This is a genomic window from Streptomyces sp. NPDC058691 (genome assembly GCF_042714775.1).
GTDB lineage: Bacteria > Actinomycetota > Actinomycetes > Streptomycetales > Streptomycetaceae > Actinacidiphila.
Window position 1 is genome coordinate 60052 of the sequence record NZ_JBHXSO010000001.1, and the last position, 20287, is coordinate 80338.

Sequence of the window (20287 nt, forward strand, 5' to 3'; positions counted from 1 at the left end):
GCGGCACAACCGCGGGCAGCACCGGCCCGCCGGCCACGGGCCCTGCGCGGCGCCGATCCCGGCCACGCAACGGCCAGGTTCGGCGGGGAAACATCCGATTCCTCGCACCGCGTGGCGTCCTTGCGTGGGCCATGCGTCGACCGCATCACGCCATGCCTCACTCCCATCAACACAAATGAACGAGGACGTCATGACCGACACCGCACCCGACACCCACGACATGGTGGTTGTCCACCGGATCTACCGCCGGGAATTCGGACTGCTCGCCGATCTGATCCTGAGCGCACCGGCCGGTGACACCCGGCGTGCTGTTGACATCGCCGACCATCTGGAGTTCACCCTCGCCGGCCTGCACCACCATCACACCGCTGAGGACGAATTCCTGTGGCCCCGGCTGCTGGAGCGCGCGCAGCCGCAGGCCGACCTCGTGCAGCGGATGCAGTTCCAGCACGACGCCGTCGCCACGTCCATCGAGGCCGCACGGCAACTGATGCAGAAATGGTGCGGCGATCCGACCACCGCGCTGGGGCGCGAACTGGCCGCGACCCTGACCGGGCTCCGCGACGCCCTCAACGAGCACCTCGACGACGAGGAGATGCACATCCTGCCCCTGGTACGCACCCATCTCACCGTCACGGAGTGGCAGGAGGTCGGGCAGAAGGCGTTCGAGAAGTTTCCCCGAAGCGCGATGCCCATCGCGGTCGGCCAGTTGCTGGAGGTCGCCACGGCATCCGACCGCGAGCTGTTCTTCGGCAAGCTTCCACTGCCCGCACGCGCGATGTGGCACCTGGTGGGCCGCGGACAGTACGTCCGCTACATCCGGCGCGTGCGCGGCGTACCGCCCCGCGGCATGCACCCGGCGGTGCGGATGCTGGCGCGGGCGGCCAACGCCGTGGCCGTGTGGCTCTACCGCACCACGAACGGCCGTGTCGCGGGAAGCGCGAAAGGCGTTCCGCTCCTGCTGCTGACCATCCCCGGCCGCAAGACCGGCATACCTCGTAGCGTCCTGGTCGGCTACTTCCGCCACGACGGCGGATACGTGCTCACGGCATCCGCCGGGGGCGCCAAGAAGGATCCGCAATGGATTGCCAACCTCAAGGCGGCTCGGCAGGCGCGTGTTCAACTCGGCGGCGAGCAGCACGTGATGAGCGCTCAGGTCGTCGAAGGGCCCAAGCGCGACGATCTGTGGACCGGGGTGGTGCTCGCCCGTGCACCATTCTTCGGCGGGTACCAGGAGAAGTCCGGCCGCGTCATCCCGATCGCCGTGTTGCACCCGGCCGACTGACAGCCGGTGAGCAGCGAACGCTGGTCGGATGCCGGCCGCGTCGGCGCTGCGGAGCCCACCGCCGACCCGGCGGCCCGCATGGGTAAGTAGCGAGAAATTCCTGAGAGTTGTCCCGTAAGGGATCTTCAGATGGCAGAGCTCGACTCGAGGACGCGGCCTTGTCCGGGCGCTGTGCTTGTGTGAACACGGCCGAAGGCCCGCGTCTGAGAGGTGGGCTTTCCTCAGACGCGAGCCGTGCCGCCGAGCCGTGTGTACGGCCACTACGGGGTGAGGGTCTCCCCGAAGCGGGCGTCAAGGTAGGGGGCGCGGAACGTGGCGGCGTTGAACGACCATGAGCCGGTGGTGGCGGGGCCGTTGCTGGTGCCGGAGAAGACCCAGACGGCGCCGTCGTTGGTGTCCTCACCGGGGGCGGACGCGATCAGCTCGGCCTTGCCGTTCCGGTTGGTGTCGATGAGCCGGAGGGCACCGCCGAACTGGTCGCCCTTCTCGTTGGTGCCGGGAACGGACGGCGTGCTCTGGCTGATGGTGCGCATGCCGTCCGTGGTCAGGCCGGTGGTGGAACCGCGCATCACCCAGACGGTGCCCGCGTCGGCCGCGGTGCGGATGTCCTTGCGCGGGGCGCTGATCGCGGCGTCGGCGTAACCGTCGCCATCGATGTCACCGACGGTGACGGCACCGCCGAAGTAGTCGCCGAGTTTGATTTTGCCGCTCAGGGCGGGGGAGTACTGGTACCAGTACTGGAAGTCCGGAGGGGAGGAGAGGCCGTCGGGCCGGCCGAACAGGACCGTGACGCTGCCGGGGTCCAGCACGCCCCCCGCGTAGTCGCGGTTGGCGGGGGAGCCCATGACGAGGTCGGGGTAGCCGTCCTTGTTGATGTCGCCCGAGGCGCCGGTCGTGCCACCGGAGATCTGGCCGCGCACTGTCAGCCCGTCAGGGCTTCCGGGCATGTACACGGCCGAGCCCCACTTGCTGTCATCGACGTTGTCGTTGTCTGTGCCGAGCACGACCAGGTCGTCGGCGCCGTCCTTGTTGTAGTCGTCCGAGGTGAGGCCGACGGGCGTGAAGAAGCCCGAAAAGGCCGAGGAGGCGAAGCGGGCGGTCTCGCGCGCGTGCCGGACGCCCGCCGAGGCGTCGAAGCCGTAGGTCCGCAGCTCCTTGCCGTGGAGGAGGACTGCCAGCTCGGTGCGGGATCCCTTGAACCGGCCGGCGGTCAGTCCCTCCCCGAAGCGGGCGCCGGCCACGGGGGTGCTGTCGCGCAGCCAGAGGGCGCCGCTGCTGTGCAGCCCGGTCGCAGAGCCCCACAGCACGACCGCAGCGCCCGTGTCGGCCGCGGTGCCGGTGTCCTTGCCGGGGATTCCGACGACGAGGTCGGCGTAGCCGTCGCCGTCCAGGTCGCCGGAGGCTGTGGTCTTCCCGAAGCCGTCCTTCGCCTGGGCGATGCCCGGCACACCGGCGGTGCTCAGGCTGAACGTCGCCCGCCGGGCAGTGGAGATGCCGCTCGCGGAGCCGTACAGGACGGCCACGTAGCCGGCACCCTTCTGGGCGCTGACGGTGCCGCCGGGCGCGGCGACGACGAGGTCGTGGTAGCCGTCGCCGTTGAAGTCGTCGTGGGCCACCGTCCTGGCGACGGGAGAGGCTGTGGCGGTGATCGTGGCGCCAATCGTCAGCAATACGGCCGCGGCGGCCGCGCCGGACATGCGTTTTGTCCGGCTTGTCGCGCTTCTGGTTGTGAGGAGCTTACTGCGCATGTCATGGCTCCTAAGATCGCGATATAGCCTGGCACGAAGTGGCGGGGGTGAGACGGGGGTGAGGCGGGGGTCCGTTCCCCGCCGTCACGTGTGGGACCGCACAGTTGGCTCAAAGGTTGTGCCGCATGAGGGAAATTTCACCTTGCGTCGATCACGAGCGCAGCCGGATCGCTCAGCTTGAGGAGCGGGAGGTGATCGGAGCACTGGTGCAGCCGCTGAGCGGTGTCACCCGGGGATACGCGGATACCTTCGGGTGCTGGACGCCGGTCCCGGTGGCCTGACCCACCAAATGACCGACGCTTGCTGTCCTGTTGATGATTTGTCGGCCGTCCGGGGCGGTGCTGCCCACCACACGTCCGGTCGGGCGTTTGTGACCTCATAGGAGCCCGGCCAAAGGTCCCGTCACAGTCTTGTCCTTCCGCCCGACCGGCGCGTGCTCATCCCTCAGGCTTCGCACGGAAGGACAGCAGCGTCAGCATGGCAGACGAGATATCGGTGGTCGGCGGGCGTCGACACCCACACCGACTTCCACCAGGCCGCCGTCATTGACGCCATCGGCCGGCACCTCGCCACCCGGGCGTTCACCACCACCCCCGACGGCTACCGCCGGTTGCTGGACTGGTTACGCTCGCACGGCGAGGTCATCGCCGTCGGCGTGGAGGGCACCGGAGCCTACGGCTCCGAACTGGCCAGGTTCCTGCGAGCCAACCAGGTCACCGTCGTCGAGGTGGACCGGCCCGACCGACGGGCCCGCAGGGCCAACGGCAAGTCCGACCCCGTTGACGCCTACGCCGCCGCGACAGCCGTGCTGTCGGGCCGCGCCGGCGGGACACCGAAAACCCGCGACGGCATCGTAGAAGCCATTCGCACCCTTCGGGTGGTCCGCCGCTCGGCCATCAAGGCCCGCACCCAGACCCACGCCCACCATCCCCCGAAGCACGGGCGTCGGCCCAGTCCGCCGGGGGTGGGTGCGCGGGGAGCCGGGCGGCCGGCGGGATCAGCGGGCTGCCCACGCCTCCGCCGCGGTCGTGACCGGCGCCCCCGTACGCGCCGACTCGTCGATGGCCAGTGCCAGCAGATGGTCCTGGCAGCCCTCGGCCAGCGGATAGGGTTCCGGGCCGGCGTCCCGGACCCATGCGCCCGTACGGCACAGCAGGTCCACCACGGCGAGGTCGTCCTCGGACAGGCTCGCGCCCAGATAGTCGTTGCGCCACACCACCCGTCCGTCGAACGAGATGTGGTGCACCTCCGCCCCTTCGAGGTTGAGGTCGGTGCCGGTGCGGCGGCGCGTCAGTGGAGACTCCACGGGGGTGCGCGGATCGGCCATCCGGACCACCGTGTCGTCCACGATCTCGCCGAGCGAGCCGCGCACCACGATCCGGCGGGCGCGCAGCGGATTCCACCACTGGTTGTCCGTGAAGTCGTACAGACCCGTGCGGGCCCCGCCGAAGTCCAGGAGAGCGAGGGTGGTGACGGCGTCCTTGGGCGTGAGGTCGTCCGACCAGCCGCCGGGGGACAGCGGGTCGGCGAGCGGGGCGGTGAACGCCCGGGCCGTCACCGTCACGGGCCCGCAACCGACACCCAGCGTGTGCCGGATCAGCGACATCGCGTGATACATGTGGGTCGAGGACACCTGGACGGACGTGGCCTCGCCGATCACGCCTTCTCGTACGAGGGCGATACGCGCGGCGTGGCCGGGCATCAGTGTGTACTGCTCCGCGACCTGGACGAGTGCGCCGCCCCCGGCGCGCGTCGCGCCTCCCACGGCATCCCACAACTCCCGAAGCCCGTTCACGTCGGGCGCCGGCGGTGTCTCCGCGAGGACCGGCACCTCGTGCTCGACGAGCTCCCGTACGACCTGGGGCGAAACCTCCCACGGCACCGACGGGATCACGAACTCCGGTTTGCTACCGCACAGTTCGCCGACCGTCCGGAAGGCGGGCACCCCCCACTCCGCCTCCACCTGGGCGGCGCGCTCGGCCGAGCGCGTCACCACGCCGGCCACAGCCAGCCGTTCGGGCAGCGCCCTCGCCAGCCGGGCGAAGAACTCCGCCCGCCAGCCACTGCCCACGATGCCGAACCGTATGGGTGCTGCGCTCACGTGTCCGCCCCTTCCCGCCTCCGGGGCGCGAGTCTAACCCGGCGACCTGTGCCACGCGCCGCCGCGAGTACGACCCTGGAGTACCCGCCATGCTTCGTGCCCGCGGCGCGCTCTCGTGCACCGGCGGTCTTGAGCTGGGGGGCCTGCGCGCGGGCTCAGCTGTGGCCGGAATGCCGGCCTGCGTCCCGCTCCGGGGTCCGTTCCGATGGCAGCGCTGTCCTGCCGGGGCCGAGGGCCGGCTGCACCGGAGGTGCGAGGTGGGTCGTGGGCAGCCCTCGGGCGTTCTCCCGCCCGGCGTTGGCGACGACCACCTCGACATAGGGCAGTACCAGCCCCAGGACCAGCGTGATCCAGGCCAGGGGAGTGGAGACCTGCCACAGTACGACGGCGAGGATGAACGACACCGTCCGGATCGACATCGAGATGATGTAGCGCCGCTGCCTGGCGCGGACGTCGTCCGAGAGCCCGGCCGCGGTCCCGGTGATCCGGAAGACCTGGTTGTCGCTGTGCTTCCGCGTCACGTTTCACCACTCGCTCGAAACGCCGGAAGCCACCCGGTTCCGGCACCGTCCACGGCAATGCCGTGGGTCTGCCACATTGAAGACCGGGGAAGCTGTCGCGGTGTGACAGCGCCTGCCGTACGGGCGCGCGAGAGCGATCTCGGAGCCCGAGCTCCTGGAACCGGAGCCCCGGCTCCGATCTGCCGTGGGCCGGCGAGCAGGTTCCGTTGTTGGGTGGGCGGGACCACGGGGACACGTACAGCTGTGTACCCGGCGACTCGCCGTGCGTCGTCGTGAGGAGCCCGCACCGTGGCCGGGCGACCGCGCCGATGTCAGCCACCGGCGCGGCCGGCTGAACGTCCAGGGCCTTGCCGGCCGGTCAGGTCAGTTCATCGGGCACGGGGACGCCGAGGTGGGCGAGAAGCGCGCCGACCTTGCGGTCCAGCTCGCGTCCCACTTCGGTGATCTCCGGCCGGCCGAGCGCGCTCACCGTGTCGCTGGGGCGGTCGATCGCGAAAACCGTCTCGCCTGAGGGGGATTCGTGGATCGTGGTGCGCAGGGGCGCGTACATCAGGGCCCCGGCATCGTGCCGGTACATGCGCTCCGCGATGGTGTGATTGCCCATCAGGTACTCGGTGCAGCGGGCCCGGTCGCCGGCCACGCCGAACAGCGGCTGGGCGTCGAACTTCCAGTAGATCATGAACCCCAGTGGAGCGTTCTCGTCCGCAAGTTCGCGTACGGCGCTCCATGGAGCCCGCTCGGTGACCAGCTCGAAGGTACGCCGGTGGTCGAGCGGAGGGACGGCCTGCTCGAAGCGGGCCCGGAACTGCTCGTAGTCCTCTGCGACCGGGACCGGGATCTCCAGTCGCGTGACGGAACGGGAGAGTGCGCGGATCATCGGGTGCGTCGTCGTGGCGTTGTGAACCATGACCTGCTCCCTTCTGGCTTGCCTTGCGGGAGCCAGTCGAGGAAGGGGGGCCTTTGCCGGTGGGCGTCTGCTTCGTGTCCCGAAGCCGTGGCAACCCCTGTGGTGAGGCCCTTTGGCGTAGTCGTGCGGATTCGCTCCCGGTCGTCAGAGGGCGGGGTGCTGGTCGTGTACCGGGCTCAGGGTCTCCAGCAGCGAGGCGATGTGCAGGACCGTCGACTCCGCGTGCCAGTTGGCCACCACCTGCACGGCGATCGGCATGCCGTCGCCGCTTGTGCCGAACCGCATCGACAGGGCCGGATGTCCGGTCACGTTGAAGGGGACGGTCGTCGACGACACGTGGAAGGCGTCCATCGTCCGGCCGTCGATCGTGAATTGCCCGAGCTGGTGTTCGTGGGCGGGGATCGTCGTCACCGGGAGCAGCAGGACGTCGTACTGGTGGAAGTACTCCGCGAAACCGTCCCGGAGCCGCTCGGCGCCCTGTTCGGCCTCGACGTAGTCCTCGACGGACGTGTCGGGCATGCCGGCCAAGAACGTGGAGTACGTGAACATCTGGTCCTCGTGACCTGCGGTGACCTTGCGGAAGGCCGGCTTGACCTCCATGACGTGCAGCTTGGTCCAGAGTTCGAGGGGGTTGTCCCGCTCAAGGGCCGGGATGCTCACGGCGTCGACCCGGACTCCGACTGTCTGCAGCGCGTCGGCTGCCGCCCGCACAGTCGCCGCGACCTCCGCGTCGGTCGGACCGAGTCCGGAGTCGACCAGCCAGCCCACGCGCACGGGCCGGTCCGGAGAGGCGCCCAAGCCGGCGTCGAACTCGCGCGGGGCGGTGGCGAAGCCGTCGGCGCCGTCGGGGCCGGCCAGCAGCGAGTACGCGAGGGCGAGGTCGCGGATGCTCCGGGCCATGGGGCCGGCGTGCCAGTTACGGCGCGGCTCTCGCGGCCAGATACCCGTCATCGGGATACGCCCGTGCGTCGGTTTGAAGGACACCACACCGGTGTCGGCCGCCGGCCCGCGCACCGAGATGGACAAGTCGGTCGCGAGTCCGAGCGGCGACATCCCCGCCGCGATCGTCGCGGACTCCCCGCCGCTCGAACCGCCGGGTGAGCGATTGAGGTCCCAGGGGTTGTTCGTCCTGCCGGTCAGGAGGTTGTCGGACTCGATCCAGTACGAGAACTCCGGGAGATTGGTCTTCGCCAGGAGGATCGCTCCGGCCTGCTTCATGCGCGCCACGGCGGTCGCATCCGTGTCCGGTATGCGCCCCGCGAAGATCGGCGAACCGCGCTGGGTGAGCACTCCGGCGGTGTCGAACGAGTCCTTGGACGTGAAGGGCACGCCGTGAAGCGGCCCCACGTCCCCGCCCGCCGCGAGTTCCTCGTCCGCGGCCCTTGCGGTCTTCAGCGCATTGTCGGCGAGCGTGACGATGGCGTTGAGCCTCGGGTTGATGCCTTCGATGCGGTCGAGGTGCGCCTGTACCACCTCGACGGAAGACACCTTCCCGGCACGGATCAGTTCGGCGAGTTCGTTCGCGTCGGAGTAAATGAGATCGGTGGTCATGATGGGTCCTGTCCTAGACCGGTCTACTCCACCTGTTCAGTAGGCCTGTCCTCTATTTGGTGTGCCGCCCGGGCTCGGTGGGCCGCAGGCAGTGGTGGCTCGTCAGGCATGCAGAACCTGGCGGGTGACAGTCATGGCGCGGTCGAGCTGGCCGGGGCTGCCATGTATTTTCGCGATCATGCTTGCCCCGATCCACAGGTCGTAGAGGGCTTCGGCGGTCGCGTGAGGGCTGTCATCGACGGTTACGGACCCGTCGGCGACACCGCGGACGATCATGTGCTCGATCCGGTCGACTATCTCCGTGGTTCCGGCCTTCGTCGCGATGCGCATGGCCTGCGACAGGTCGGAGATCTCCGCTCCCAGCTTGACGACCAGACATCCGCCCTGGCAGTCGCGCGCGACCTGCGTGTCGTAGAAGTGCTGCCAGTACCGGATCAGGTGTTCCGCGGCACTCGCTCCTGTGTCGGCGACGATGCCGTCCATGGTGGCGAAGTGGTCGGCGAAGTAGCTCTTCATCATCGCTTCGCCGAAGGCGTCCTTGGAACCGAAGTAATGGTAGAAGGACCCCTTCGGAACGCCGGCCGCGGCGAGTACCTCGTTGATGCCGACCGCGGCGTACCCCTTGGCGACGACGATCCGTCGTGCGGCGTCCAGGATGCTTCGGCGGGTTTCCAGCCTGGCGACTGCCATATTTCGACCGTACATCCGAATAGACCAGTCGTCTAGAAATTCCGGTTATGTGCGGATCGTGGCATCGGCTCGTCCGGCAAGCCCTGACTGCCTCAACGCCCGAACCACGTCAACGTCACTCGTCCAGCGCCGTGCGTGTCCGGCGTGTCCCGGAGGTTGGGGTGGGTTCGGTCACAGCCCCTTGACGCTTGCAATAGGCAAGTAAGATGCTTGTCGCGTCAAGTAAAGCTGCCTTGTCCAGGTCGCCTGGTGTTGCCCAGTCACCGCGGTGGCATCTGCGTCGTCTGCGTGGTCAACGGCCGGTCCACCGAAGGCTGGTCGGACGTGAGCTCCGGCGGGTTGTGGGGTCAACGCCGCGACAAAGCCCGCCCCGAGACCGCCCCCTCCGGCGCCAGGTAGCGCAGGGGGCCCGGGCACCGCACATGATTCAGGAGTAGTGCATGACAACTCGCGCGGCCCGGGCTTTGTCCCGGCCCTTCCGTCTGGGGCGGCTGACCGTCCCCAATCGGATCACCATGTCCCCGATGACCCGCTCGCACTCGCCCGGAGGAATCCCGGGTGAGGACGTGGCGGCCTACTATGCGCGGCGTGCCGCGGCCGGGGTGGGCCTGATCATCACGGAAGGCACCTACGTTGGCCACCCGTCAGCCGGTGAGGACGCCGCCGTTCCCCGCTTTCACGGGGAGGAGCAACTCGCCGGCTGGAGCCGGGTGGCCGATGCCGTGCACGCGGCAGGCGGACGCATCGTGCCGCAGCTCTGGCACATCGGAATGGTGCGCGAACCGGGGAAACCGCCGTTCGAGAGCGCGCTCCCGATGGGACCCTCCGGCCTCACACTCGCCGGCACCGACGGCGGCGGTCACGCCATGACCCGCACGGACATCGACCAGGTCATCGGCGCCTTCGCGCAAGCAGCCGCGGACGCGGAACGGATCGGCTTCGACGGAGTGGAAATCCATGGCGCCCATGGCTATCTCATCGATCAGTTCCTATGGCCTTTCACCAACCGGCGCACCGACCGGTACGGGGGCGACCCGGTGGCCCGGACACGGTTCGCCACCGAGATTGTGGAGGCCGTCCGTCAGAAGGTCTCGTGGGACTTCCCGGTGATCTTCCGGTTCTCCCAGTGGAAGGGCTACAACTTCGACGCCCGGCTGGCCGACACTCCCGACGAGTTGGAGGCGGTGCTCACCCCCATAGCCGATGCAGGCGTCAGCGCGTTTCACGCCTCCACCCGCCGCTTCTGGGAGCCGGCGTTCGAGGGCTCCGACCTCAGCCTTGCGGCCTGGGCGAAGAAGCTCACCGGCAAGGCGGCCATCACTGTCGGTTCGGTCGGCCTCAACGGTGACCTCACCGCGGACAGTGCCGAGCCCGCCGGTTTGGAACGGCTTGTGGAGGGGCTGGAGCGCGATGATTTCGATCTTGTCGCGGTGGGCCGGGCGTTGCTGGCCGATCCCGGATGGGCGAGGAAGGTGCTGGACGGCCGGGCCGACGGCTTCGTCCCGTTCACGAAGGAAGCGGAGAAGACCCTGTACTGAGCGTGGGGCGTTGTGAGAATAGGCATGGGTCTCCCTGCCGGTCGGCGTGGCCGGTGTCTTGCCGCGGGCTCTTCCGGACAGCGGGGGACAGACAGTGTGCGCGGGCCGCTCGGGCTTCGGGCGCTGGGGCCCGATCAGCAGCAAAGTGCCTGTAGTCGGGGCCCGGCGACCCGAGGGACCTGAGGGACCTGAGGGACCTGAGGGACCTCTGAAGAAGTTGCCCGAACTCCGATGAATTCCAGCACAGTCCCGGGTCTTCAGGTACATCCACCTTCCGCGCGCGTATTTGGAGACACCTTGAAGCTTTTGCTCACGTCAGGCGGCGTCACGAACCCAAGCATCCACTCGGCGCTCGTGCAGCTTCTCGGCAAGCCGATAGCCGAGTGCCGCGCCCTCTGTGTCCCGACAGCACAGTGGGGTCACCCGATGTGCGGTCCGGCATCGGTGCGGGGCCTCGTAGCCGCCGAGCCCACGTGGCAGCATCTGACCGGCCTGGGCTGGGCGTCGCTCGGTGTCCTCGAGCTCACCGCACTGCCCACCATCGGCGCGGAGCGATGGGTCCCCTGGGTCCGGGAGGCCGACGTGCTCCTGGTCGACGGCGGCGACGCGACGTATCTGTGCCACTGGATGCGGGAGTCCGGGCTGGCCGATCTGCTGCCTTCGCTGCCCGACACGGTCTGGGTGGGAGTGAGTGCCGGAAGCATGGTGATGACACCCCGGATCGGAGCGTACTTCGTCGAATGGCCGTCCGCGCCGGACGACCGCACCTTGGGAGTCGTCGACTTCTCGATCTTCCCGCACCTGGACGCTTTCCCTACGAACACCCTGGCTGACGCAGAGCGGTGGGCTGCCGACATCGGCGTCCCGGCCTACGCCATCGACGAACAGACGGCCATCAAGGTCGTCGACGGTTTCGTCGAGGTGGTCTCCGAAGGGCAATGGACGAAGTTCGGGTCATAGCCGCCCGGCATTCGTGACGTCGCGACCGCCGGAGGCTTCCACCATGACTGGTTGGCCATCGAACGGGCCGCCGGAAATCGACTCCGGTCTGCCCGGCGACGGCGGCGCGGCCGACCCGGCGGCACTGCTCGCCGGCGGGGACTGGCCGCGGAGGCTTATCAGGGCGCGGCGGAGGGTAGGCCCCGCTTCCGGGTTGCCGAAGTTGAGCGGTGCCGAGGTGTCCATGGGCTCGACGTGTGGTGACGCAGCGTGTACGTAGGCGCTGGGCCGCGGAAGCCGTGCGTGGCCGGCGGGCACCAAGCTTGATCAACCCGCTCAGTGCTGCTGGGTTGTTCAGCGTGCGTCGGTTTCCCGCAGGGCGACGAGCGGCGCATCGCGGCGCGGGACGTGGGCCCAGCCTTCGATGGCGGCCATGGCGTGCTCGTCGTCAGTTTCCGGTGTATAGGTCAGCCCACAGGCAACGGCGCGACTGACCAGGGCGGAGATGAGAGCGTCGAGGTCGTGATCGCTCCGGATACAGCGGTCTCTCACCAACTGGTGAAGTGCGAACTGCAGACCTTGCTCCAGGCTGTCGATGATCTCGGCGCGCGCCGTCATGGCGGCCGGTTTGGGCCCCTTGTAGCTGAGTGCCGGGGCGATTCCCCACTGGAGCAGTGCGTAGGCGGGGTAGACCTCTGCCACGGGCCCGGAGCCGTCACGCGCGATCGCTGCGCCATCGCCCAGACGTTCCAGCAGGCTCACTGCCCGCATGGCAACGACGCCAAGCCGGTCGGCCGACACCGACAGTGGGCGCTGTCTGCCGGCTCCAGTGCGCTTCCACATGGCGTCGTCGGTGTAGCGGTGGGTGAACCGGCTCAGCCCCAGCCGTCCGTCCTCCAGCGTCGCATAGCGGGATGCGACGGGAAGCGCCTCACCGGTTTGATGCGCAGTCAGCAGTGCGGCAAAGCCGACCGGCCAGCCCACCGGGGCGTCCAGCCCCGTCTTGTCCGCCGAGCGCATCGCGTCCAGCACATGGTCGTCGTTCTTCGCGGCCAGCAGTTCGACGACGGGCTCCGCGGCCCAGGTCACGCGGCACACCCCGGTGACGGCCGAGTAACCCGCGAGATCAACGCCCACCGTGACCATCCCGCCGCGCCCGGCTCCGGTCACATGCTGCTCCATGTGCGCCCCTGTCTCCGCCCGTCATGAGGATGCCAGCATGACGGATCACCCCGATGCTGTGCGCGCCGTCGCCAGGCCGGGCCGGGTGTGGGTTCCTGGGCTCCTGGGTGCCTGGTGGGGTGACGAGCGAGTGCAGACAGGCGACCTGACCAGCGGCGACGAGGTTCCGAACGGCGCGGGTGTCAGCCCAGTTGCAGCCGGGGTATTTCGCGTCCGGGGGAGCGGTCCATGACCATGAGCAGGCCGGCTTCGCGAGTTCTGTTGTAGGCGGCCTCGTCTATGACGCCCAGTTGGAACCAGACTGCATTGGCGCCGATGGCCACGGCTTGGTCCGCGACGCTGCCGGCGAGGGTGGAGTTGACGAAGACGTCGACGACGTCGACCGGGAAGGGGATCTCGGTGAGGGCGGTGTAGCCCTGCTCGCCGTGCACTGTCTCGGCCTTGGGGTGCACGGGCACCACCTTCTTGCCTATGCGTTGGAGTTTCTCGGCCACGCGGTAGGCGGCCCGTTCGGGGTTGTCGGACAGGCCCACCAGGGCCCACGTGTCTCCGGCGGCAGTGAGAATCCGCCTTATGGTCTCGTCGTCGCCATAGATCGTCATGTCCGGCTCCGTTGTGCGGTGGTGAGCTTCTCGGTTGCCGACAGGCGCGTGGCCTTGGCGAGAGTGAGGTCTGTGGACTTCGTCAGCCGCATGGGTACACGTTAGCCAGTCTGAATACTGTATGCAATAGGGTGGTCGCCGGGTGCGGTGCGCGGCGGTCGAAGGACTTGTCCCGCGCCGGGGTGTTGGGGGCCTGGTTGCCGGACAAGTCGGTCGAGCCGGTTCGGGCCGGTTCGGCTTGTGCCGTCCGGGGGTGGCAGGGTGTCGGGAAGACGTCCCCCTCGGTTGTGAAAGAAGACGGCTGGTGCCGGACAGGTCAGGGGTGTGGAATCCATCAGGGAGCAGAGACTTCCCGAAGCCGCCCGGGCGGTGCGTTTCGAGGCTTTGGCGCGGGTGGTGGCGGAGCCGCTGTACCGGTATGTGGTGCGGCGGGCGAGTGCGGGCACTGCCGAGGACGTCCTCGCGGAGACGATGCTCGTCCTGTGGCGCCGGCTGGACGACGTGCCGCAGGCGGAAGCGGGTTCGGTGGCGACCCCCGACGATGTCCTGCCGTGGTGCTACGGCGTCGCCCGGGGCTGCCTGGCCAACGCCCGGCGTGCTGAAGGGCGCCGATTGCGGCTGGTGGAGCGGTTGACCCGCACGGTACCGCTCCCCGCCCTGTGGCCGGACGACGATCACAGCGAACTGTATGCCGCTTTGCGGGGGCTGGGCTCCGTCGACCGCGAGGTGGTGCTGCTGTGGGCATGGGAGGGGCTGACGCCTCGTGAGATCGCCCAGGTGGTCGGGATGACCCCCAACGCCGTCAGCATCCGGCTGCATCGGGCGAAGAAGAAGCTCGCCGCACTGCTGGAACGAAAGAACGGGACTGCAGCCGCACATAAGACGGGTGAAGGACGAGGAAGGAGCGACCGGTGAACGATGACGAACTGCTCGCCCGGCTGAAGGCTGCTGACCCCGCCTCCGCCCCGGTGGCTCCTGTGCCCGATGTCAACCGGCTCTTGGAGGCCACCATGAGTGTCGACGCCCACGTACGAACCATCCCGTCCACCCCGAACCGGCCGCGCCGCCGTCTGGCGTCGGCAGCGGCGGTGCTCGCCGTGGGCGGCGGAATCGCCTGGGGCATGGACGACTCTCCCCAGTCTCCCCCCACCGTGCTTGTTCTGACGGCCGCAGGGGCGGGTGGCAACGACAGGTGCGCCGCCCCCACTGTCACCGGTCTGCGCCGCTACACGACCGCTTTCGAAGGCACGGTGGCCTCCGTCCGAGGCCATCAGGTCACCTTCGATGTCGACCACTGGTACCGCGGCGGCAACGCTCCCACGGTTCGGGTCACGGACATCAAGGACCAGGAGTTCGCCCTCACCTTCGCCGTCGGTGACCACTGGCTCGTCGCCGCCACGAGCGGTGCTCTCGAGCGGTGCGGCGGTGTCGTCGGGGCGGATCCCTCCATGCGCCGCCTCTACCAAAGGGCCTACGAATCGCCGCGATGACCGGGGCGCAAGGGGCGTGATTGCCCCCTAGGCCGGTGAGGACTGCATGACCGAGTCAAGGCCCTGCCGACCGTGGGGGTGCCGGTGTCAGGGCTCGTAGCCGGCCGCTTCGGCCGGCAGGTCCGAGGCTTGGTCGGGGAAGCGGCGCTCGGCTTCGCGGCACGGGGGGCAGAAGAAGCCGCGTTGCGCTTGGCCGGGACCAATAGGGCCGTTTGCCGGGGGGCTGCGCGGGGACAGTGCCAGAGGTGCGGGGCGTGAAGTCCACGGTCGTCAAAGCGGACCCTCTGCCGAGTTTGCTCTGGGCTTCGCGGAACTCGCGTCACGGTCTGGAAGAACTCGTCAGCGGTGTGGACGATGGCCCAGCGCGTTGGACCGATGGCGAGGCTGTGCGAATTCTCGGGGGTGTCCGAGAGGACCCTGACTCCGGTGGATCCGGCGGCCAGGGGCGCTCACGCTGAGCCTGCATGCCTGCATGCCTGCAGCCGGTCAGGCCAGGGGTGAAGTCAGGTGTGCGGTGCGGTCAAGCCATGCTGCTGCGGCGGCGGACCGCTGTGCGACGACATCGTCGGGCTCGTCATTGAGCAGGGCGAAGGGGATCTGCTCCAGGCCGAAGGTGAGATACCAGGTCCATGCGCGGTGCAGGGTGCGCCTGTCCACGGCGGCCGCGACTTTGTCCCAGCCGTGCCAGGCCAGACAGGCGGCATCGACGGCGGGGTCGAAGGGCTGGGCGAAATCCCAGTCCAGCACACCGAGCAGGCGGCCGTCCTCGCTCCAGTGCATGTTGGTACCGGCCAGGTCGCCGTGGACGAGGGAGGGCGTTACGGCGGGCAGATCCAGTGCGGCCTGGACGCGGCGACGCGCTTCGCCCTGCCAGGCGCGGGGCAGCCGAGGCACCACGTCCTGTTCCATGATTTCGGCCCACCGCTCGCCTCCCGCGTATTCGTGCGGCACGCCCAGCAGACCGTCGAGGTCGCGGCAGTCCACCTGCCGCAGCACGTCGAGCAGCCGGGCGAGTTCCTTCGGCTCTCCGCCCTCTTTGCGCCGGCAGGGGCGCCCTTCCAGCCAGGACAGTGCGACGGCGGTGTGCCCTTCTGCCCGGACCACCTCGGACAAGGGGGCCGGCACCGCGAACGGCAAGTCTGCTTCCGTCAGGCGGCGTAGGAGTTCGGTACGCCGGGGCAGCGCGGCGACTGCGGTGGGGCTCTTGGCGATGCGCACGACGGCGACGCCGGGAAGCAGCACCACGTGGTGAGAGCCACCGCTGGCGAAAGCTGCACCGCGAAGGTCCTCTCCTGGCAGCACAGCAGCGGCAACAGCGAGCAGTTCCTCGGGCGCATGATCGAGCACCGCGGCAGCGTACCGGGGGCAGCCGCATTGTGCAGTAGGCCTCACCGTTGACCGCCGGGAACTCACCGATTCCGACATGACCACCACGGGGTGGGCCGCGCGTACAACTCACCGCCTCTACCATCGCGTGCACACGCTTTCCTGGCTGCGCCATCGCCTGCGACAACGCTTGCGGCATTACCTGCGGCGTTGTCCCGGTTCACCTGTTTGTTGCAGCAGGTCACGCGCGATGGTGAGTGGGGTTCTCGGTTCCGACTTCCCTTGGAACCGCCCCGTGAGAATGCGAAGTTGGAGTGAGCGTGGGGTGGGGTGGGGTAACGGAACTCGCTTCGGCGCCGCTGGACGACGGTAGGTGTCCCCCGCAGCGCGGCCTGACCCCGCCCGGCTGTGGCGCGCGGCGGCCTCGCCCAGGCGGCGGGGAATGGGGAGAACATCAACGGTGCGCCGGAACAGGCCCGTTCCGCCACACGGCAGCCGTAGGCGGCCCTGAAGGGTTCGGCCGGATTTCTTTTCTGGGTCGGATGTGGAGCGGGCGCAGGGTGTTGTCCCTGCACGGGGTGCCCGTGTCTTGGGCCGTTGCGGGACCTGGCCCGGGGGCCGCTGGCGCTGGGCTGACGGGAAGCGGGGTGCGGCCCGGTGAGCGGGCCGCGGTGGGGGCCAGGGGGCTTCCTGTTCGGAGTTCCGGTCTGGGTTGAGGTCAGTGGGTGTGGTGTTCGAGCCAGGGCACGATGTGGTCGATGTAGCTGTCGGTGTTGGACAGGGGTTTGCCGGGCAGGACGGCGATGAGGTGCCCGATGCCGAAGGTCTGGTCCCAGACCTTCGCCCGCCGGTAGGTCTCGGCGTCGACGGCGCGGCGGACGGTGTCCCAGCCGTGCCAGGCCATGCAGGCGGCGTCGATGGCGGGGTCGAAGGGCAGGGCGAGGTCCCAGTCCAGGACGCCGATGAGTTTGCCGTCGGGGCTCCAGTGGACGTTGGAGCCGGCGAGGTCGCCGTGGACGAGCGCGTCGGGTACGGGGTCGAGGGCCATCGCGTTGTCCAGGCGGCGCCGGCCTTCGTCGCGCCACCGTGGGGGCAGGCGGGGGATGACGTCCTCGGCCAGGACGGCGGCCCAGCCTCGTACCGGGGCCGGTTCCTGGGCAGCGGCCAGGGCGCGGCGCAGCCCGGCAGTGAGCGGGACTTCGCGCAGCGCCCGCAGGAGTTCCCCGATCTGCTCCGGATCCCCCTCACCTTCGGGCCGTCCGGTGCCGTCGATCCAGGACACGGCGACGGCGGCACGGCCGTCGAAGGCCGTGACGGACGTGAGCGGCTCCGGCACGGCGAACGGCAGACCGGCGGCCCCGATGGCCCGCAGCAGTTCCGTCCGGCGTGGCAGCGCCGCCGCTGCCGACGGGCGCCGACTGATCCGCACGGCCGCGATGCCGGGCAGCAGCACGACGTGGTGGATGTTGCCGTCATCGGCCAGACGCGCCCGATCCAGAGGGACGCCTGGCAGAAGTGCGTCGACGATCTCCAGCAAGTCCGTGGGTACTTCGCTGCTCATGCCTCAATGCTTTCCCGTGCCGCCGAGACCCGGCCCCTGTCTTGCGTCCACGAAGGTTAGTGGCTCGCCCGCTTCCAGCGTCGACCGGCGCGATCTGCTCGTCGCGCCTGGCTGTGATGCAGGATTGCCCCCGAGATTGTGACGGAGAGGGGAGGGCGGGCCGGTCCGCTCGGTGATTGAGTGGATTTTCGAACCGTACTTGCGCCGGTCGACAGGATTCGGACCTGTCAGGTTTTCAGGGCCCGCATGTTCACCGAGTCGATCGCGCATCGCGACCAGTCCAACTCGCCGCGCGCGCCGAGTTCGTCGAGGACCGGGCGGTGGAGCTTGGCCCACACCCGGGCTTTCGTCCACTCGGTGAACCGGCGGTGGGCCGTCGCGCCGGACGGCCCGAGCGACGCCGTGGGCAACTGCTGCCACGTGCAGCCCGGGGCCGCCACGAACATGATCGCGGCCAGGACCTCACGATCACCGTGGCGACGCCGGCCACCCCCTTGAGGCCGCGAAGGCGCCTTCGGCACCACGCGCTGGAGCAGCTCCCACAGCTCGTCCGGCACCAGCCGCTGAACCTTCCCTGCCATGACCAACAGCTCGCCCAGCCATGTGAGATGACTTCTCAGCAGCCCTCCAGCGGCTGCAGGGAACGGACATCAACAGACTGTTGGGCCGGATAGCGGAGTGCACCAGGGGAGACGCCACCGCAGGAAGATCACGGACGTCGTGCCAGGAAGACGAACTCCCTTCCTGGTCGGTCAGGCGCATCGCGAACGTCCTCGACCACGTAGCCGTGCGCGACCAGGTCCTCCTCGACCTCTTCCCGCTCTCGGAAACGCAACGTCGAATCCGAGGTCAGTACCTGTCCGTCCGCAGCGAACATGTAGGTCCAGCGGAATGTCACCAGAGGCCAACTCACCTCGATCAGCTGGACCCAGTTGTCGACGGAGCCGACACCCGGGATCTCCGTCACGCGGTAGGAGATCTCGCGGGTCCACTCTTCCCAGGCGCGTCTGGCCGGATCGCGGGTCTCGAAAACCAGATGCCCGCCGGGCCGCAGTGCTTCGTAGGCTCCCCGTAGCGTCTGCTGCCATGCCGGCGGATCAACGATGGCCTGGGCAACGTTCGCCGTCATCGTCGCAAGGTCAACCTGCAGTGGCGGGAGGTCCGTCGCATCACCGCAGATCCAGCGCACTCGCTCACTGCCTGGTTTGGTCTGAGCGACGTCGATGGACGCCAGGGCGGGATCGAAGCCGACAACCTCGATCCCGCGGTCAGCCAGAAGAAGTGCGAACACGCCTGTGCCGCAGCCGATGTCCAGCACTTGGTGCGCCTCGAACTCTTCGGCCATCCGGAGGTAGGCATCGAGATCGCTGCGGTCGGCGTCGAGCGGGTCATAGATCGCGGCGAGCCGTGGATGCCCGAAGCATTCGTCAGCCATGCGGCCCAACGTATGCAGAGCCGGCGCGAACAGCTACCGAGTTTCGCTGCGCAGAAGTGCCGGCCCGAAGCCACCCTCCGGCCGCGAGCCGTTTGAGCAGCTTGCGGACGGGAGTGATCAAAACGCCGCCGGGCTGGAGTTGACCCCCGGTCGCCAACTGGCTGCTGCGTGGGCAAGGCTCCTCAAAGCCGACTGCCCGCCCGGCCATGTCGCGGTAGCGCGACGACCGGGCGGGCGCGTCACCAGTCGTTCTGCTTCGCGTCCTGCTCTGTCTCAGACGGAGTCAGGGGATCAGCACGATCCTTCCGGGCAAGCCGCCCTCCGCCAGTTGTGTATGGGCCTCCGCTGCGGCGTGGAGGGGATACGTGCGGGCGACACGGGCTTGCAGCACTCCCCGGTCGGCGAGCCGGGACAGTTCGGTGAGCAGGGCGCCGTCGGCCCGTACGCTCAGGGCGTCGACGCGGATGCCGCGCTCGGGCCGGGGCTCCTGGCCCGGCCACAGGCCTACGTAGGCACCGCCGTCGCCGATGGCGGCGAGCGCCTCGGGCCCTAGCCGTGCCGCGTCGAGCACGCCGTCGAATCCACCCGCGGGGGGTCTCTGCCCGCGGGGCAGGAAGTGATCGGCGCCGCGGGAGAGCAGGAATCCCTCGTGGTTGTCCGCGTCGAGCCCGGTGACCTTCAATCCCTGCCGGTGGGCGAGTTCCACGGTGTGGGCGCCGACGCCTCCGGCGGCTCCGGTGACCAGCAGGCTCTGCCCGGGGGCCAGGGAGAGAAGGTTCAGCGCCTGGGCCGCGGTCGTGGTGTTCAGCGGGAGCGTCGCCGCGTGAGCGTCGTCGAGGGTCCGGGGAGCCGGTGCGACGACAGCGGCGTCCAGGACGACGTAGTCGGCATGGGTGCCGAGCGGCTTGTGATGGCCGGTGGCCAGGGCGATGACCCGGTCGCCGATCGACCAGCGGGTGTCGGCGCCGACGGCGTCGACGGTCCCGGCCACGTCGAAGCCCAGACCGATGGGCCCGTCGCCACCGAAGACGCCGGACCGCATGGCCGCGTCCACGGGATTCAACGCGGCCGCGCCCACCTTGATCCGTACCTGCCCCGGGCCCGGCGCGGGCATCGGGTGTTCTGTGATCTCCACTGCCTCTGGGCCGCCGAAGCGGGTGACGGTCGCAGCGCGCATGAGCATGGTCTTCCTTCTGATAAAGGCAGGGGCGGGCCGTGCGCCGCTGGAACGCGGCGGGGCCCATCGAGGGGAGAGGGACGTCTGGTGCGAGCCCGGGCCCCTACGAGGGGCGTGGTGTGGGCGGTCCACGACTCTGCCGTGGCATACGCCCGTCGCACGGACGTGACGTGGTTTCTTACGGTTGGTGCGTAGCCCCATCATGAGTCAGCATGGAAGGCGTTACAAAAGGCA

Annotated in this window: 17 protein-coding genes and 2 pseudogenes; 6 read left to right on the plus strand and 13 right to left on the minus strand. The window is 69.1% G+C overall.

The features are described from left to right. The first annotated feature begins 190 nt into the window (after positions 1-190). Positions 191-1285 carry a nitroreductase/quinone reductase family protein gene (locus tag ACFWVC_RS00250; protein ID WP_384272977.1) on the plus strand — a complete coding sequence of 365 codons (1095 nt, stop codon included), beginning with the start codon at positions 191-193 and terminating at the stop codon, positions 1283-1285. A gap of 260 nt (positions 1286-1545) precedes the next feature. Here the strand turns inward: ACFWVC_RS00250 and ACFWVC_RS00255 are convergent, their stop codons facing one another. Continuing rightward, on the minus strand, positions 1546-2982 hold the full coding sequence (locus tag ACFWVC_RS00255) for an FG-GAP repeat protein (RefSeq protein ID WP_384272980.1): 1437 nt from the start codon (positions 2980-2982) through the stop codon (positions 1546-1548). Between the two features lie 484 nt (positions 2983-3466). Here ACFWVC_RS00255 and ACFWVC_RS00260 point away from each other — a divergent pair. Next, positions 3467-3892: pseudogene (locus tag ACFWVC_RS00260) on the plus strand (transposase); the annotation flags it as partial. A gap of 138 nt (positions 3893-4030) precedes the next feature. On the opposite strand, the gene ACFWVC_RS00265 reads toward ACFWVC_RS00260, so the two are convergent. The 5 genes from ACFWVC_RS00265 to ACFWVC_RS00285 all read right to left on the minus strand — a co-directional run bounded on the left by ACFWVC_RS00265 (position 4031) and on the right by ACFWVC_RS00285 (position 8803). Further along, positions 4031-5134 carry a Gfo/Idh/MocA family protein gene (locus ACFWVC_RS00265; protein WP_384272983.1) on the minus strand — a complete coding sequence of 368 codons (1104 nt, stop codon included), beginning with the start codon at positions 5132-5134 and terminating at the stop codon, positions 4031-4033. Positions 5135-5289: 155 nt separating this feature from the next. Next, complete coding sequence (locus ACFWVC_RS00270) at positions 5290-5655, minus strand: DUF3099 domain-containing protein (protein WP_384272986.1); 366 nt, start codon at positions 5653-5655, stop codon at positions 5290-5292. Positions 5656-6013: 358 nt separating this feature from the next. Further along, positions 6014-6562 carry a hypothetical protein gene (locus ACFWVC_RS00275; protein WP_384272989.1) on the minus strand — a complete coding sequence of 183 codons (549 nt, stop codon included), beginning with the start codon at positions 6560-6562 and terminating at the stop codon, positions 6014-6016. A gap of 144 nt (positions 6563-6706) precedes the next feature. Then, positions 6707-8113, minus strand: coding sequence for an amidase (locus ACFWVC_RS00280; protein WP_384272992.1), 1407 nt, complete (start codon positions 8111-8113; stop codon positions 6707-6709). A 102-nt stretch (positions 8114-8215) separates the two neighbouring features. After that, on the minus strand, positions 8216-8803 hold the full coding sequence (locus tag ACFWVC_RS00285) for a TetR/AcrR family transcriptional regulator (RefSeq protein ID WP_384272995.1): 588 nt from the start codon (positions 8801-8803) through the stop codon (positions 8216-8218). 440 nt (positions 8804-9243) lie between these two features. Between ACFWVC_RS00285 and ACFWVC_RS00290 the strand changes: the two genes are divergently transcribed. Next, entirely contained in the window at positions 9244-10341 is a 1098-nt protein-coding gene (locus ACFWVC_RS00290) for an NADH:flavin oxidoreductase (RefSeq protein ID WP_384272998.1), read from the plus strand. A gap of 306 nt (positions 10342-10647) precedes the next feature. Next, positions 10648-11301, plus strand: a complete 654-nt coding sequence (locus ACFWVC_RS00295) for a Type 1 glutamine amidotransferase-like domain-containing protein (protein ID WP_384273672.1) — start codon at positions 10648-10650, stop codon at positions 11299-11301. 333 nt (positions 11302-11634) lie between these two features. On the opposite strand, the gene ACFWVC_RS00300 is transcribed toward ACFWVC_RS00295, so the two are convergent. Beyond that, positions 11635-12462, minus strand: coding sequence for a DUF429 domain-containing protein (locus ACFWVC_RS00300; RefSeq protein ID WP_384273001.1), 828 nt, complete (start codon positions 12460-12462; stop codon positions 11635-11637). 182 nt (positions 12463-12644) lie between these two features. Beyond that, on the minus strand, positions 12645-13058 hold the full coding sequence (locus tag ACFWVC_RS00305; protein WP_384273675.1) for a CoA-binding protein: 414 nt from the start codon (positions 13056-13058) through the stop codon (positions 12645-12647). 330 nt (positions 13059-13388) lie between these two features. On the opposite strand from ACFWVC_RS00305, the gene ACFWVC_RS00310 reads away from it, so the two are divergent. Beyond that, the gene (locus ACFWVC_RS00310; protein ID WP_384273004.1) at positions 13389-13979 is read left to right on the plus strand and encodes an RNA polymerase sigma factor; all 591 of its coding nucleotides are present in this window, start codon (positions 13389-13391) and stop codon (positions 13977-13979) included. Then, positions 13976-14554 carry a hypothetical protein gene (locus tag ACFWVC_RS00315; RefSeq protein ID WP_384273007.1) on the plus strand — a complete coding sequence of 193 codons (579 nt, stop codon included), beginning with the start codon at positions 13976-13978 and terminating at the stop codon, positions 14552-14554. The genes ACFWVC_RS00310 and ACFWVC_RS00315 overlap by 4 nt, the downstream gene beginning before the upstream one ends. Positions 14555-15040: 486 nt before the next feature. Here the strand turns inward: ACFWVC_RS00315 and ACFWVC_RS00320 are convergent, their stop codons facing one another. The 5 genes and pseudogenes from ACFWVC_RS00320 to ACFWVC_RS00340 all read right to left on the minus strand — a co-directional run bounded on the left by ACFWVC_RS00320 (position 15041) and on the right by ACFWVC_RS00340 (position 20053). After that, positions 15041-15901 carry an aminoglycoside phosphotransferase family protein gene (locus ACFWVC_RS00320; protein ID WP_384273010.1) on the minus strand — a complete coding sequence of 287 codons (861 nt, stop codon included), beginning with the start codon at positions 15899-15901 and terminating at the stop codon, positions 15041-15043. A gap of 697 nt (positions 15902-16598) precedes the next feature. Beyond that, a complete protein-coding gene (locus ACFWVC_RS00325) occupies positions 16599-17441 on the minus strand; it encodes a phosphotransferase family protein (RefSeq protein ID WP_384273013.1) in 843 nt (280 codons plus the stop codon). 104 nt (positions 17442-17545) lie between these two features. Next, positions 17546-18022: pseudogene (locus tag ACFWVC_RS00330) on the minus strand (transposase); the annotation flags it as partial. Positions 18023-18150: 128 nt separating this feature from the next. Continuing rightward, complete coding sequence (locus ACFWVC_RS00335) at positions 18151-18876, minus strand: class I SAM-dependent methyltransferase (protein WP_384273016.1); 726 nt, start codon at positions 18874-18876, stop codon at positions 18151-18153. Positions 18877-19159: 283 nt separating this feature from the next. Continuing rightward, positions 19160-20053 (minus strand): NADP-dependent oxidoreductase, encoded by an 894-nt coding sequence (locus ACFWVC_RS00340; protein ID WP_384273019.1) that lies wholly within the window; start codon positions 20051-20053, stop codon positions 19160-19162. Between the last annotated feature and the right edge of the window lie 234 nt (positions 20054-20287).

What these genes read in the sequence shown, in the direction of transcription:
- ACFWVC_RS00335 (WP_384273016.1), bottom strand. Translation starts at nt 18,876, where the DNA reads ATGGCTGACGAATGCTTCGGGCATCCACGGCTCGCCGCGATCTATGAC.
- ACFWVC_RS00250 (WP_384272977.1), top strand. Translation starts at nt 191, where the DNA reads ATGACCGACACCGCACCCGACACCCACGACATGGTGGTTGTCCACCGG.
- ACFWVC_RS00255 (WP_384272980.1), bottom strand. Translation starts at nt 2,982, where the DNA reads ATGTCCGGCGCGGCCGCCGCGGCCGTATTGCTGACGATTGGCGCCACG.
- ACFWVC_RS00300 (WP_384273001.1), bottom strand. Translation starts at nt 12,462, where the DNA reads ATGGAGCAGCATGTGACCGGAGCCGGGCGCGGCGGGATGGTCACGGTG.
- ACFWVC_RS00280 (WP_384272992.1), bottom strand. Translation starts at nt 8,113, where the DNA reads ATGACCACCGATCTCATTTACTCCGACGCGAACGAACTCGCCGAACTG.
- ACFWVC_RS00340 (WP_384273019.1), bottom strand. Translation starts at nt 20,053, where the DNA reads ATGCGCGCTGCGACCGTCACCCGCTTCGGCGGCCCAGAGGCAGTGGAG.
- ACFWVC_RS00290 (WP_384272998.1), top strand. Translation starts at nt 9,244, where the DNA reads ATGACAACTCGCGCGGCCCGGGCTTTGTCCCGGCCCTTCCGTCTGGGG.
- ACFWVC_RS00275 (WP_384272989.1), bottom strand. Translation starts at nt 6,562, where the DNA reads ATGGTTCACAACGCCACGACGACGCACCCGATGATCCGCGCACTCTCC.
- ACFWVC_RS00285 (WP_384272995.1), bottom strand. Translation starts at nt 8,803, where the DNA reads ATGGCAGTCGCCAGGCTGGAAACCCGCCGAAGCATCCTGGACGCCGCA.
- ACFWVC_RS00325 (WP_384273013.1), bottom strand. Translation starts at nt 17,441, where the DNA reads ATGAGCAGCGAAGTACCCACGGACTTGCTGGAGATCGTCGACGCACTT.